This window comes from Photobacterium sp. Hal280 (assembly GCF_037162255.1).
GTDB lineage: Bacteria > Pseudomonadota > Gammaproteobacteria > Enterobacterales > Vibrionaceae > Photobacterium.
Genome location: NZ_JARLUO010000005.1, coordinates 756,343 through 769,915, shown reverse-complemented (window position 1 = coordinate 769,915; position 13,573 = coordinate 756,343). Strand labels below are relative to the sequence as shown.

Annotated in this window: 15 protein-coding genes; 8 read left to right on the top strand and 7 right to left on the bottom strand. The window is 52.6% G+C overall.

What is annotated here, in order from left to right; genetic code table 11:
- The first annotated feature begins 2 nt into the window (after positions 1-2).
- Positions 3-974, top strand: coding sequence for a lipoyl synthase (gene lipA / locus P4S53_RS12850; RefSeq protein WP_337112971.1), 972 nt, complete (start codon positions 3-5; stop codon positions 972-974).
- A 142-nt stretch (positions 975-1,116) separates the two neighbouring features.
- On the opposite strand, the gene bamC is transcribed toward lipA, so the two are convergent.
- Both bamC and dapA read right to left on the bottom strand, forming a co-directional pair.
- Complete coding sequence (gene bamC / locus P4S53_RS12845) at positions 1,117-2,148, bottom strand: outer membrane protein assembly factor BamC (RefSeq protein ID WP_337112970.1); 1,032 nt, start codon at positions 2,146-2,148, stop codon at positions 1,117-1,119.
- Between the two features lie 17 nt (positions 2,149-2,165).
- A complete protein-coding gene (gene dapA / locus P4S53_RS12840) occupies positions 2,166-3,062 on the bottom strand; it encodes a 4-hydroxy-tetrahydrodipicolinate synthase (RefSeq protein ID WP_337112969.1) in 897 nt (298 codons plus the stop codon).
- A 288-nt stretch (positions 3,063-3,350) separates the two neighbouring features.
- Between dapA and P4S53_RS12835 the strand changes: the two genes are divergently transcribed.
- On the top strand, positions 3,351-3,893 hold the full coding sequence (locus tag P4S53_RS12835) for a glycine cleavage system protein R (protein WP_337112968.1): 543 nt from the start codon (positions 3,351-3,353) through the stop codon (positions 3,891-3,893).
- Between the two features lie 23 nt (positions 3,894-3,916).
- Complete coding sequence (bcp, locus tag P4S53_RS12830; RefSeq protein WP_027253791.1) at positions 3,917-4,387, top strand: thioredoxin-dependent thiol peroxidase; 471 nt, start codon at positions 3,917-3,919, stop codon at positions 4,385-4,387.
- A 25-nt stretch (positions 4,388-4,412) separates the two neighbouring features.
- Here bcp and P4S53_RS12825 read toward each other — a convergent pair whose 3' ends face one another.
- From P4S53_RS12825 to P4S53_RS12815, 3 genes are read right to left on the bottom strand one after another with little or no spacing between them, the layout of a single operon-like run.
- Positions 4,413-5,303, bottom strand: a complete 891-nt coding sequence (locus P4S53_RS12825) for a DMT family transporter (RefSeq protein ID WP_337112967.1) — start codon at positions 5,301-5,303, stop codon at positions 4,413-4,415.
- A gap of 35 nt (positions 5,304-5,338) precedes the next feature.
- Entirely contained in the window at positions 5,339-6,421 is a 1,083-nt protein-coding gene (locus tag P4S53_RS12820) for an AI-2E family transporter (protein WP_337112966.1), read from the bottom strand.
- A gap of 7 nt (positions 6,422-6,428) precedes the next feature.
- Positions 6,429-6,656 carry a sulfurtransferase TusA family protein gene (locus tag P4S53_RS12815; RefSeq protein WP_337112965.1) on the bottom strand — a complete coding sequence of 76 codons (228 nt, stop codon included), beginning with the start codon at positions 6,654-6,656 and terminating at the stop codon, positions 6,429-6,431.
- 151 nt (positions 6,657-6,807) lie between these two features.
- Between P4S53_RS12815 and P4S53_RS12810 the strand changes: the two genes are divergently transcribed.
- The 4 genes from P4S53_RS12810 to P4S53_RS12795 all read left to right on the top strand — a co-directional run bounded on the left by P4S53_RS12810 (position 6,808) and on the right by P4S53_RS12795 (position 9,781).
- The gene (locus P4S53_RS12810) at positions 6,808-8,286 is read left to right on the top strand and encodes a beta-barrel assembly-enhancing protease (RefSeq protein ID WP_337112964.1); all 1,479 of its coding nucleotides are present in this window, start codon (positions 6,808-6,810) and stop codon (positions 8,284-8,286) included.
- A gap of 94 nt (positions 8,287-8,380) precedes the next feature.
- Positions 8,381-8,731 carry an arsenate reductase (glutaredoxin) gene (gene arsC, locus P4S53_RS12805; protein WP_337112963.1) on the top strand — a complete coding sequence of 117 codons (351 nt, stop codon included), beginning with the start codon at positions 8,381-8,383 and terminating at the stop codon, positions 8,729-8,731.
- Positions 8,731-9,315: an NAD(P)H:quinone oxidoreductase gene (wrbA, locus tag P4S53_RS12800; protein ID WP_337112962.1), complete on the top strand. Its 585-nt coding sequence runs from the start codon at positions 8,731-8,733 to the stop codon at positions 9,313-9,315. Before arsC ends, wrbA begins: the two co-directional genes overlap by 1 nt.
- Positions 9,316-9,355: 40 nt before the next feature.
- Positions 9,356-9,781: a DUF2069 domain-containing protein gene (locus P4S53_RS12795; protein ID WP_337112961.1), complete on the top strand. Its 426-nt coding sequence runs from the start codon at positions 9,356-9,358 to the stop codon at positions 9,779-9,781.
- Positions 9,782-9,853: 72 nt separating this feature from the next.
- On the opposite strand, the gene P4S53_RS12790 is transcribed toward P4S53_RS12795, so the two are convergent.
- A complete protein-coding gene (locus P4S53_RS12790) occupies positions 9,854-10,990 on the bottom strand; it encodes a DUF2066 domain-containing protein (protein WP_337112960.1) in 1,137 nt (378 codons plus the stop codon).
- Positions 10,991-11,444: 454 nt separating this feature from the next.
- Here P4S53_RS12790 and P4S53_RS12785 point away from each other — a divergent pair, with 454 nt between their 5' ends.
- Positions 11,445-12,695 carry a uracil-xanthine permease family protein gene (locus tag P4S53_RS12785; RefSeq protein WP_337112959.1) on the top strand — a complete coding sequence of 417 codons (1,251 nt, stop codon included), beginning with the start codon at positions 11,445-11,447 and terminating at the stop codon, positions 12,693-12,695.
- Between the two features lie 76 nt (positions 12,696-12,771).
- Here P4S53_RS12785 and upp read toward each other — a convergent pair whose 3' ends face one another.
- Positions 12,772-13,398, bottom strand: coding sequence for a uracil phosphoribosyltransferase (upp, locus tag P4S53_RS12780; RefSeq protein ID WP_027253783.1), 627 nt, complete (start codon positions 13,396-13,398; stop codon positions 12,772-12,774).
- Between the last annotated feature and the right edge of the window lie 175 nt (positions 13,399-13,573).

Below are 13,573 nucleotides of genomic sequence, written 5' to 3'. Positions count from 1 at the left end.
TCATGAGCAAACCGATCGTAATTGAACCTGGTGTCAAATACCGTGACGCCGATAAAATGGCCCTGATTCCTGTACGTAACATGGAAGCAGAGGAAAAGCCTCGCGAAATGCTGCGTAAGCCAGAATGGATGAAGATCAAGCTTCCGGCCGACACTCAGCGTATTCAGGATATCAAAGCGGCGATGCGCAAGAACAACCTCCACTCTGTGTGTGAGGAAGCCTCTTGCCCTAACCTGGCAGAATGTTTCAGCCACGGTACTGCGACCTTCATGATTCTGGGTGCTATCTGTACTCGTCGTTGTCCGTTCTGCGACGTGGCCCACGGTCGTCCTCTGCCACCGAGTGCCGAAGAGCCGGTACAGCTTTCTCAGACCATCGCCGACATGAAACTGCGCTATGTGGTTGTCACCTCGGTTGACCGTGATGATCTCCGGGACGGTGGTGCCCAACACTTTGCTGACTGTATCCGTGAGATCCGGGTGAAAAACCCTGACATCACAATCGAAACGCTGGTACCCGACTTCCGTGGCCGTATGGATCACGCGCTGGAGATCCTGCGCGATAACCCGCCGGATGTTTTCAACCATAACCTGGAAACTGCACCGCGCCTGTACCGCAAGGCCCGCCCGGGTGCTAACTACCAGTGGTCACTGGATCTGCTGAAAAAGTTTGGTGAAATGCATCCTGAAGTGCCGACCAAGTCAGGTCTGATGATGGGACTGGGTGAAACCAAAGAAGAAATTGTAGAAGTGCTGAAGGATCTTCGCGCTCATGGTGTCACGATGCTGACACTGGGTCAGTACCTGGCACCAAGCCGACATCACCTGCCGGTTGAGCGTTATGTGCCGCCGTCAGAGTTTGATGAGCTGAAAGAAATCGCGCTGGAGCTGGGCTTTACTCATGCTGCCTGCGGTCCGTTTGTTCGCTCTTCATACCATGCTGATCTGCAGGCAAAAGGCGAAGTAGTGAAATAAAACACGCGCGAGAGCAGAGAAATCCCCTTTCTCTTATCCGCGCAATAAGAAAACGCTTCGGCAATCCTTTCAGATGCCGAAGCGTTTTTTTCGTTCTCGTTTTGTCAGGCAACTTGTGTCGCGATAATCATCAGAAGAAAAATTACTTCTGATTATCTTTGTCGATCACAGCTGCTAATACCGGCGCAATACTTTCTAACGCTTCGTCTGTGATCGGCTTTCCGTCCTCATCTGTCACTGTGATTGAAGTCCGGTTACCCAGATCACCCAGCTGCAACTTATATTCGCGGTTTTCCAGCTGCAGAGGCTGAATGCCTAAATCGACCCAGAAGCTGTCATCCGGGTTACGGAAACTCACATCGATCGTCCCTTGCGAGCGATTACGACCGTCGACAGTAAAGCCCAGGGACTGCAACAGACTTGGCAGGCGTTCCCAGAACACGTTATAAGGCGCGCGGGCGATAATCACAGGCAAGCCGCTACGATCCTGCCCCATAGTGATGGGGATCTGCTTCACCAGCTCCTCGGCACGTAAGCGTGCTTTCTCACGCTCATAAGCATCGTACTTAGCCATCACCAGGTTAGTCATCAGAATGCTGTAACGCTCCTGATTCACCAGACTGACAGGTTTCTCTACACCGGCTTCACGCCAGTCGAGCAGTTTGATGGTATACAGGTTCTGGTCGTTGGCACTGGCACGGGAAATCCGATAGCGACTGCTGATCGCCGTATCTTCATCTTCGTTGTTCCAGTTCACCCATCCGGTTTCCAGTGTTTGGGCCGTATTCACATCCAGAGCAATGTTACGCTCAGCTGCCATACGTTTGGTCAGCGTCCACAACTCGTCCAGTTCAGCCGAATTCACGAGCTGCAGACTCACAGTACCATCACTGTTATTCACGGTTCTGGCACCAGGGATCAGCGCCAGAACCTGTTGAGGTGGACGAATATCAACGGCTCTGCCAATCGCGCCCGGGTATTCTTTAGGCGGTATCGCATACTCGTTCGACAGCGTCGCCGCAGAGCCACTCGGGCTGTTCCAGCTGCTTAACGGCGCTGTTTCCAGATAATTAAAATCCTGATTCGCCTGTCGGCGTCGCTCTGCGCTGCCCGAACAGCCAGCCAGAGCAGCCACCATGACAGCCGTAACTGCCAGCCTGTAATTCACATTCATGTAGAGTTCTTACGTTCCTATGCGGTAGCCAGTGAAGGCAGCAGTTTCGCATCTTTCAACGCTTGCAACACCACAGGTTCAGCCTCTTTGCTCAGTGGCGTTAATGGCAAACGCAGTGTGCCGTGCTGAATCAGTCCTAGCTTTTGTGCTGCCCATTTCACCGGGATGGGATTGGACTCAACAAACAGGTGCTTGTGAAGCGGCATCAGTTTGGCATCGATGGCTTTCGCCTCGTCCAGTTCTCCTTTTAAGGCCAGCTGGAACATCGTTGCCATATCGGGTGCTGCAATATTTGCCGTCACAGAAATCACGCCGTGACCGCCGCGTGCCACAAATTCCAGACCTGTTGCATCATCACCGCTGAATTGGAGGAAATCTTTGCCACAAAGTTCCCGTGTTTTTTCCACCCGGGCTAAATCACCTGTCGCATCTTTGATGCCGATAATGTTATCGAGCTTAGACAGGCGGGCAACCGTTTCAGGTAACATGTCTACCGACGTACGACCGGGTACGTTATACAGAATCTGAGGCAGATCGGTGGCTTCTGAAATCGCTTTAAAATGCTGATACAAACCTTCCTGAGTCGGTTTGTTGTAATACGGCGTGACGGTCAGGCAAGCTGCTACGCCCGTGCCCGAGAATAGTTTGCTAAAAGTGATGGCTTCATGGGTGGCATTGGCGCCTGTACCGGCAATAACAGGGATACGTCCCTGAGCAAAATCGACTGTCTTCAGCACGACTTTGACGTGCTCTTCAACAGTCAGAGTCGCTGACTCACCTGTGGTACCGACAGCGACAATCGCGTCTGTACCCGCTGCAATATGATATTCAACCAAGGATTTCAGGCTGGCGTAATCAACTTCGCCGACTTCATCCAAGGGCGTAACTAGCGCTACCATGCTACCAGTAAACATGTCGATCTCCCTTTTTTATTGATTTCTCATGGTACTTTTCAGTGGCAGTAAACACAAGCAAGTAGAATGTAAAATAGCTGTCATAGCTGGCCATATCCTGTTCGTTAATTCTGTCCTGTGATCCCCTGTCAAAAGTGGATTAAACCAGTGACTTGCACCATAGCCAGCGAATTTAACAACAAAATATATCAATCATAACAATATCCTCATTTGCACAGGTAACTTCATGGCAGGAGATAAGTTGGCTGTGCTACCATGCAAACATAAAGGTCATCAATGTGAAACTGTATGGAACACTACCTCGTCATCACCGCAATCGGCTCAGATCGCCCGGGTATTACGGATGAAATTACCCGACATATCTCACTCAGCGGCTGCAATATTGAAGACAGCCGACTGGCAATTTTTGGCAGTGAATTTACCTTTATCCTTTTACTGTCAGGAACGGCAGCATCGATAGCCAAGGTTGAAGCGACCCTGCCGCTTCAGGCCCAGCAGTTTGATCTGCTGACCGTGATGAAAAGAACCACCAGGCATGAACACCGCTTTTATCCCTATACCGCCGACTTCCACATTGAAGGCAATGATGCCCCGGGCCTGATAGAAAAGTTCACCCATTTCTGTGCCAGCCGCCAGATAGACATTTCAGCACTCAGTGCCCATTCTCAGGAAGAAGAAGGTCAAGGTGAGGAAGATCAGCTCACCTTACAGCTCAGCACGAACCTGCCCGAAGGTTGCAATCTGATGTCTTTGCAGGAAGAATTTGAAGCCCTGTGCCAGGAAGTGCAAGTGTCAGGCACAGTCACCTTTACCGGCCATTTACCCAAGTAACCTCGAAGCATAAGGAACGACACATGCAAACCTTGACTGCGGGTACCCCTGCACCTGACTTCACTCTGCCAGATCAGAATGGTGCGCCTGTCAGCCTGAACGATTTTAAAGGTAAAAAAGTACTCGCTTACTTTTATCCGAAGGCCATGACCCCGGGCTGTACCGTACAAGCCTGCGGATTACGCGACAGTAAATCGGAGCTGGATGCGCTGAACGTCGTTGTTCTGGGGATCAGTATTGATCCGGTCAAACGCCTGCCTAAATTCATTGAGCGCGACAACCTGAACTTCACCCTGCTCTCTGATGAAGATCATGCGGTTGCCGAACAGTTTGGCGTCTGGGGCGAGAAGAAGTTTATGGGCAAGGTGTACGACGGTCTGCACCGGATCAGCTTTCTGATCAACGAAGACGGCGTTATTGAACATGTCTTCAATAAGTTCAAAACCAAAGATCACCACGAGGTTGTGCTGGCATACCTGAACGGCAACAGCTAAACCTGCAGACATTTTACAAAGGCCGTCAATCGGCCTTTGTGCTTTGAGCATCAGGATTCTGACGCTCTACTTTTCTGGTCACGATCACCATGGCAATTCCACCCAGAATCGCCATCGAAGCGACCAACAAGCGTAATGTCACGGGCTCAGCTAACATCAGCACACCACCGACAGCCGCCAGAACAGGTACGCTGAGCTGAACAGTAGCCGCTATCATCGCGCTCAGTGAGGGTAAAACCATATACCAAATCGCATAACCGACGCCTGAGGCGAGCCCACCAGAAAGTACGGCATACCACACCCCGAGCGCATCCAGCTCAGTTTTCCCCCATATTATCCAGCATGCCAGACCAAATGGCACAGCACGTAAAAAGTTCCCTGCCGTCGTCTGGAGCGGATCTGTGGCACCTTTGCCTCGCAGGGTATAAGCCCCCCAGGCCACTCCCGCCATCAGCATCAGCACAGCTCCCTGCCAGGAAGGCGCTGACACACCGGGCAACAAAAGAACCACCAGCCCAGCCAGGGCAAGTGTAAAACCAAGCATTTGCAAGGAAGTCAGCCTTTCACCTCTGCTCAGCGCAACGGCCATCATGGTGATTTGCACCGCGGCAAACAGCAGCAATGCGCCAGTCGCCGCTGTCAGACTGAGATAAGCAAAAGAAAAGCCGGCAGCATAAACGAAGAGGGCCAGTGCAGACAGCCAGTTGCCGCCCACACTCGCTTTGTGTTTCTTACCTGAATGGCTGTAAGCGTGAATGAGCCATAACAACAGGGCGCCCGCCAGTAAACGAATCAGAGTAAAACTGGCAGGATCGATTGCCGTGTCCGACAAGGCCACCCGGTTGAGCAGTGAATTGGCCGCAAACGCCAGCATCGCTAGTCCGGTCAGCAGCAATATCTTCACGGATAAATTCACCCACCCTCCCTGTATGATAACCAGCGGTGCGATCACTAGCTGCGTGATGGTGAATCGGTTTCTTCGCCATGATCTGTGGCCGGTAAGGCATTCCAGACAGCCTTCACCAGTGTGGCTAACGGGATTGCAAAGAACACGCCCCAGAAGCCCCATAGCCCGCCAAAGACCAGCACGGAAATAATAATCGCGACCGGATGAAGATTCACCGCTTCCGAAAAGAGTACGGGAACCAGCACATTACCATCGAGTGTCTGAATAATGCCGTAGGCCACCAGCAGCCACCAGAAGTCTGGCGTCAGCCCCCACTGGAACAGCCCGACCATAGCAACCGGCAAGGTCACCGCAGCTGCACCAATATACGGAATCAAGACCGAGAAGCCGACCAGCACAGCCAGTAACAAGGCATAGCGTAAATCAAGCAGCGCAAAAGTGATGTAACTGACCGTACCAACAATAATGATTTCAGTGACCTTGCCCCGGATATAATTCGAAATCTGCTGGTTCATCTCAGCACCGACCTTACTGGCCAGACGACGGTTGCGGGGCAGTATGCGGCTGAAGGCACTGAGCATCTCATCCTTGTCTTTCAACAAGAAAAAGACCAGTAACGGCACCAGAATTAAATAGACCGCCAGTGTGGCCAGACTCATCAACGATGCCACGGAACCTTTCAGCGCACTCTCGCCCATGCCCAGCACTTTCGCGCGCAGGTTGTTCATCACAGCGGTGATCTGTTCCGGCTGAACCAGCTCGGGGTATCGCTCCGGCAGACTGGAGACATAACGCTGCAGATCGTTAAACATACTGGGCATATCAGAAAGTAAATTACTGATCTGATGCCAGATAACAGGAATCAGCACGAAAACGGCCATTACCATTAACCCGGCGAACAGCAATATGACCAGAGTGACGGCCAGGGTTCGTGGCACTTTCATCCGGGTCAGATACATCACCGGCCATTCCAGTAAGTAAGCAAGCACTATTGCGGCAAGCAAAGGCGCGATGAGGTTGCCGAAAAAATAGATGGTGATGAAGCCCACCAAGAGGATCGCCACCAAACTGACCGCGTGGGGGTCAGAAAATCTGCGCTGATACCAGCGACTAATCATTTCGAGCATATGAGCGTCACAACCTTCTAGTAACGGTAATCACAAGTAACTGTGGGTTATCTGATTGAATATGAACCTGAAACCCATGATTCAACAAATAGCGTGGTATATCTTTTCTTGAGCCGGCATCACAGAGATGTATCGTCAACGACTGCCCTGCGCCGAGCTGGGCGCACGTGCGCTTTGCCATCAGTAAGGCCAGCGGGCAACGGGTCTCGGTTAAATCCAGCTTAGGTATTTCCATTCTCAGGCACAGGCGGTTATTATCCAACAAGTTATTGTAAATAACATTATGACGACAAGAAAGAAACACCCTGGAGCTTTTGTTGTCATACCTGTAAGCGCGCAGATAGATTTACTGCAAATCCCGCAGCAACCGGAATATCAACATACGAATGAAGATGATCACCTTTTCTAAGCGTCGATTTGTCAAAAAGCCAGTTTGTTTGCTGCTGTGTGCTCTGCTGAGCACAGCAGCTGTGAGCCGGGCCGATGCTTCTTTGGAAGATCTGCCCGAGATCGGGACAACGGCCGCCGCGACACTGACCATCGAAAAAGAGCTGGAATACGGCGATGCCTACATGCGCTTACTGCGGGCCAGTAAACCGATCATTAATGACCCTCTGCTCGCTGAATATGTCAAAGATCTGGGACACAGATTAGTGGCCAATGCGCAGGATGTGCGCACGCCGTTTGAATTTTTTCTGATCCAGAACCGGGAAGTGAACGCCTTTGCCTTTTTTGGCGGCCATGTTGCCCTGCACAGCGGGCTGTTCCTGCATGCCCAAAGCGAAAGTGAGCTGGCTTCTGTCATGGCGCACGAAATTGCCCATATCACGCAGCGCCACCTGGCCAGAAGCATGGAAGATCAGGCCAAGAAATCACCGGCTACGATGGCTGCCCTGATTGGCTCTCTGATGCTGGCGATCGCGGCACCGGAAGCGGGCATCGCTGCCATGCAGGCAACCACCGCCGCCTCAGTGCAGGGCCAGATCAACTATACCCGCAGCAATGAAATGGAAGCTGACCGGATCGGTATCGCGACCTTAGCCAAAGCCGGGTTTGATGTGCAGGCTATGCCCGGCTTTTTTGGCCGTTTAGCCGACCAGTACCGATACGCCAGTACGCCTCCGGCTATGCTGCTGACTCACCCCTTACCGGAATCACGTATCGCAGATACCCGCAGCCGTGCCGCCCAGTACCCGCCTCGCCGCGTCCCTGTTTCGGAAAGCTATCTGCTGGCTCAGGCCAGAATCATCGCGCGCTATGCCAATCTGGATAGCCGTAATGCGCTGGACTGGTTCAACCGTAAAGGAAAAGAGGCACATGGTGCCAGCAAAATGGCGGTGAATTACGGTAAAGCCCTGGTGTATATGGACAGCGGAAAATATGACCAGGCGCGGGAGCTGCTGATGCCATTGTTGCAGGCAGAGCCGGGTAACCGCTTCTTTATCGATTCCGCAACCGATTTAGATGTGTTCCAGCAACGCTATGACAGCGCCATTAACCGGTTGCAGCAAGCGCTCAAATCCAACCCGGAAAATGCCGTGCTCAGGCTCAATCTGGCCCATGCCTATCTTGAAGCCGGCCGGGCGAAAGACAGCCTGTCGCTGCTCAGCCGTTTTACCTATGATAACCCTGACGATGTCAACGGCTGGGGGATGCTGGCCGAGGCCTATGCCGGCATCGGACGCAGAGATGGGGAACTGGCAGCACGTGCAGAAGTGATGGCATTGCGCGGCGACTGGGAAAAAGCAATCCAGAATTATATTCAGGCCAGCCAGATGGTCGATGTCGGCTCGCTGGATCAGGCCAGATATGACGCACGCATCGATCAGCTGCGTCTGGCTCGATCCAGATTTGCCGACCTCTGATCAGAGCGGCTCGTCACCTGACTATCCGTGATCGAGCCCGCTGATTCTGGCGGGCTTTACCTTAAAACAAAATATCAATAATCCGGGAGAGAGTATGTCTGTCACCATTTATCACAATCCACGCTGTTCAAAAAGCCGGGAAACGTTAAACCTGCTTGAAAGCAAAGGCATCCAGCCAGACATCATTAAGTATCTGGATGAAACACCTTCCGCCGAACAGTTAGCCGAGTTGCAGCGCAAGCTGGGATTTAATTCTGCCCGCCAGATGATGCGCACCAAAGAAGACATCTACAAAGCGCTGAACCTGGGCGACGACTCTGTCTCTGAGCAGGCACTGCGCGAGGCTATGGTTGCCCATCCCAAACTGATTGAGCGCCCTATCGTGGTCAAAGGTGATAAAGCTGCACTTGGCCGTCCACCTGAGCAAGTCCTGGATATCCTCTGATGCTACCCATTCTGGTGCTTTACTATAGCCGCCATGGCAGCACCCGCCAGCTCGCCAGACAAATCGCCCGCGGCATTGGCCAGATTGAAGGGTGTGAGGCGGTGCTGCGTACCGTCCCTGAAATACGTGCAAACGGCGAGCTGGAAAGCGCCCAGGACAACGGTGATCCCTTTGTGTCAGTGGCTGATCTGGAGCAGTGCCAGGGTCTGGCGCTGGGCAGCCCTGTCCGCTTTGGCAACATGGCCGCGCCCCTGAAACACTTCATCGACAGTACCAGTGCGCAATGGCTCTCGGGCAGCCTGATTGGCAAACCTGCCTGCGTGTTTACCGCATCGTCTTCCATGCATGGCGGGCAGGAGACAACACTGCAGTCCATGCTGTTACCGCTGCTGCATCACGGCATGCTGGTATTAGGACTGCCTTACTCCGAGCCACTGCTGCATACCACCCAGTCTGGCGGTACCCCCTATGGCGCCTCACACCTCAATCAGCACGACGGGCTGACACCAGACGAAGCCGCTCTGGCTCAAGCATTAGGCAAAAGGCTGGCACAAACGGCCAGGCAATTACATCAATCAGTATGATCCAGTCGCACCTGCGCAGTTTTAGGATACGGATACCAATATGAAACCGATGAGCCCTTCAACCCGGAAATTACGCTACTTCGCACTGACAGCCAACCTGTCTCTGCTGCTGTGGGTTTTTCTGTGGCAGAGCGTGATTTCGCCCCACCCGCACCTCAACAACTATGGGGTTGCCGGGATGTGGATACTGCCCTTGCTGCTGCCTCTCAAAGGAATGCTGCAAGGTAAGCCTTACACCCACGCATGGGCAAACTTCATTCTGATGTTCTATTTTCTGCATGCCCTGACGCTGCTTTGGATTGACGGTGGAGAACGCTGGCTGGCCTTGATTGAACTCGGGCTGGCCACCGCGGCTTTTTTCGCCAACATTCTGTTTGCACGGACACGGAGCCGGGAATTGGGTAACAAGCTGAAAAAGCTGTCTCAGGTTGAGCGGGAAGAGCGGGAAGCCCACGGCGATAAGTGAGGACAAGATGAGAAAAAGCCCGCCGGCACTCGCCGGAGGGCTTTTTTTACGATGATAATTTCTGCAATAGCATCAGGTGTTTGGATTCCAGTAATACAAACCGATGCTGGATGCTGCAGCCTGAGTACCGGACACATCCAGCTGAGGCAAGGGCTCAGACGCCGATCCTTCTCTGGAGGTCGGCACAATCATACCTTCCTGATTCGCTGGGGTTGTCTCCCCTGCTGATTGATGATCAAATGCGATATCACGCACCAGCGACGAAACTGGCTGTGCCTGCATTCTGGGTTCCTGGCTCAACTCGCGGGCAAACACCTGCTCGTTGCTCAACAGCTGAATCGCAAAGCGGACCTTATCACCCTGCAAATGACTGGCATTCACAGAGGCCACTGAACTGAGATCTTTCAGCAGTTTCTCGAGCTGAAAAAAGTCTTCAACCCGGCGCACATTCGCCACGTCAATGGCAAAGCCGCCTTCGGTGGCGCCACCCAGCTGGACGGCATAGCGTGCTGCCAGATTGTCAGCAACCTGATCCATCATCGCCGTAATGGCCGCCGTACTGTCTCCGCTGTTACGTCCCTCGAGTGACGCTGAGTTGCCATCCAGCATGGCTGCCGGTGAACTCGGAAACAGTTGCCAGGCCAGCTGCATGCTGTCGCTGCGACGCTGAACACGCGCAATCAGTACTGCATCGGGCTGATAGCGAGTACTGGCATTCGCAATGGGCTGCGAAAATCCGCCCCACAAATCCGGCACACTGATCGCGGTCACGTCCTGAAAATCACCGATCGGCAGCAGTACCGGCACACCACGGTGAGCCGCCGCCAGATTCAGATGAGCTTGCAGGCTATTACCGGACTGATCCCACACTATCGTACGATCACGATTAGCCTCTTCCACCAGCCAGACAAGCACAGTAGGACGCTGCTCGGACCAAAAGGTGGCACTGGCCTGAGTCAGAAGTGTACGGATTTTCTCGCTGTCAAAACTGATTTCCAGCACCGGCTGTCCCTGCTCATTGCCGTAGCCCAGCTGGCTGACATAAGCGCTGCTGTTTTCCAGCGCTTTCCGGATAACGTCGTTGCTGGCGATATCTCGCTGCCCGGACACTTTCACCAGCACTTGTTGTAAGGCGGCAACCCGCGCGGTCTGCTCCGTTTGCCGGTCGGAATCAGGCAGAGGCACCTGCGCCTGATATAAAGTATTCACTGTAGCCGCCTGCAGCGGCAAAGCCATGAGCGCTACAAGGAAAAAAGCAACACGCCACATAAATCACTCGTCGAATATCATTGTAAATAAAGGATGAGAATCACCCTGTTGTGAGCGTTATGACTGCAGTGAGTCATAACCTGACGTCAGCAAATTGACAGGACTCACTATACCTTAGCTGGCGACAGATGACGTTATTTACCATAAAAAAATACCAAAAACGGGGACAAGTTGGCTTTCTGTCTTGAGCCAGATTGACCTTGCATCAGCTTCTCGCCCTAAACAAACTGACTCGCAACATCGCAAGATGAAATCATAGACAGTCCGCACGTTTTAGCCGTTCACGCCACACTAATAACAGGATTCTAAAATTAATCCTCAGGAACATTGGGGAAACGTTTGCGCTTGTGCTAGCATTGCGCGATTTTTTTTATATCAAGGGAGATTCGTGACAATGATGCAGATATTACAAGGTGTGCAGATGCTTTTTGTAGCATTTGGCGCACTGGTTCTGGTGCCGCTTTTAACCGGACTGGATCCCAACGTTGCGCTGTTCGGCGCCGGTATCGGCACCTTACTTTTCCAGGTCATCACCAAACGCAGTGTCCCCATCTTCCTTGCTTCCTCTTTTGCTTTCATTGCTCCCATTCTTTACGGCGTCCAAACCTGGGGGATCCCAGCGACACTCGGTGGCCTGATGATGGCCGGGGTGATCTACCTGATCATGGCCAGTGTGATTAAAGTGCGCGGGGTCGGTATTATTCATAAACTGCTTCCGCCAGTGGTGGTCGGCCCCGTCATCATGGTGATCGGTTTAGGGCTGGCACCTGCGGCGGTCAACATGGCGCTGGGTAAAAGTGGCGATGGTGCGATCCAGATCGTAAACGGCGATGTGGCTTTGTGGATTGCCAGTGTCTCACTGCTGGTGACAATTCTGGTCAGCGTATTCGCCAAAGGCATTTTCAAGCTGGTACCTATCATCTCAGGTATTCTGGCCGGTTATGCCACCAGCCTGGCATTCGGTGTGGTCGATTTCACACCGGTACAGCAAGCGAGCTGGCTGGCCATGCCGAATTTCACCATGCCGGAATTTAATATCAATGCCATTCTGTTCATGATTCCCGTCGCCATTGCTCCGGCGGTTGAACACGTCGGTGACATGCTGGCCATTTCAAATGTGACGGGCAAAGACTACCTCAAGAAACCAGGGCTGCACCGCACCATGGCCGGTGACGGTGTGGCGACCATTGCTGCGTCCATGTTTGGCGCGCCGCCGAATACCACCTATTCAGAAGTCACAGGTGCCGTGATGCTGACCAAAGCATTCAACCCGGCCATCATGACCTGGAGCGCAGTCACTGCCATTATTCTGGCTTTTGTCGGTAAGCTGGGCGCCACACTGCAGACCATTCCGGTGCCTGTCATGGGGGGGATCATGATTTTGCTGTTCGGCTCGATTGCGACCGTAGGGCTGAATACTCTGATTAAGCATCAGGTCGATCTGCACAAATCACGCAACCTGGTGATTGTGGCTGTCACTCTGGTGTTCGGTATTGGCGGGATGGCATTTGGCATTGGCGAATTCAGCCTGCAGGGCATCAGCCTGTGCGGTATCGTGGCCATTGTTCTGAACCTGGTGCTGCCGAAAGACTTGGGTGAGAGCAAGGTGGTGGATAATGCACAAATGAGTTCTAACGACGTCTGATGCCATGGTTCTGAGCCAATAAACAGAGTCAAAAAAACCGGCGGACTGCCGGTTTTTTTATGCGTGTTATCTGCTGTTACTTGGTGCCAAAGATTTTGTCACCGGCATCACCCAGACCTGGAACGATATAGCCTTTATCGTTCAGCTTCTGATCGATAGCCGCTGTATACAGCTCTACATCCGGGTGCGCTTTCTCAAGAGCCGCGATGCCCTCAGGCGCTGCCACCAGCACCAACACTTTAATGGCATTACAGCCATGCTCTTTCAGCAAATCAATCGTGGCAATCATAGAACCACCGGTCGCCAGCATTGGGTCCACCACCAGCGCCATACGCTCATCAATGTTTGATGCCAGCTTATGGAAATAAGGCACAGGCTCCAGCGTTTCCTCATCACGATAAATACCGACTGTGCTGATACGGGCACTTGGCATATGTTCCAGTACACCGTCCATCATACCCAGACCGGCACGCAGAATCGGCACCACTGTCACTTTCTTACCTTTGATCTGATCGACCTCAACCGGGCCGTTCCAGCCTTCAATGGTAATTTTCTCTGTTTCGAAGTCAGACGTCGCTTCATAAGTCAGCAGGCTTCCCACCTCAGTCGCCAGCTCGCGGAACCGCTTGGTGCTGATGTCGGCTTCACGCATCAGGCCAATTTTATGCTTCACCAGCGGGTGTTTTACCTCAACGACTTTCATCTTGGACTCCTACACAACAAAATTTCAAAAAAATCGATCTATTATACACTAGTCCATAGTCTTACAGGTAGGGAATAGCAGCTTATCTGCTTCGCATTCCCCCAGCAGGAATATTTGACGCAAACGTTTTCCTTTCCGCCCTGACTGCTGTTATCATACTGCGGATTTTGCGATT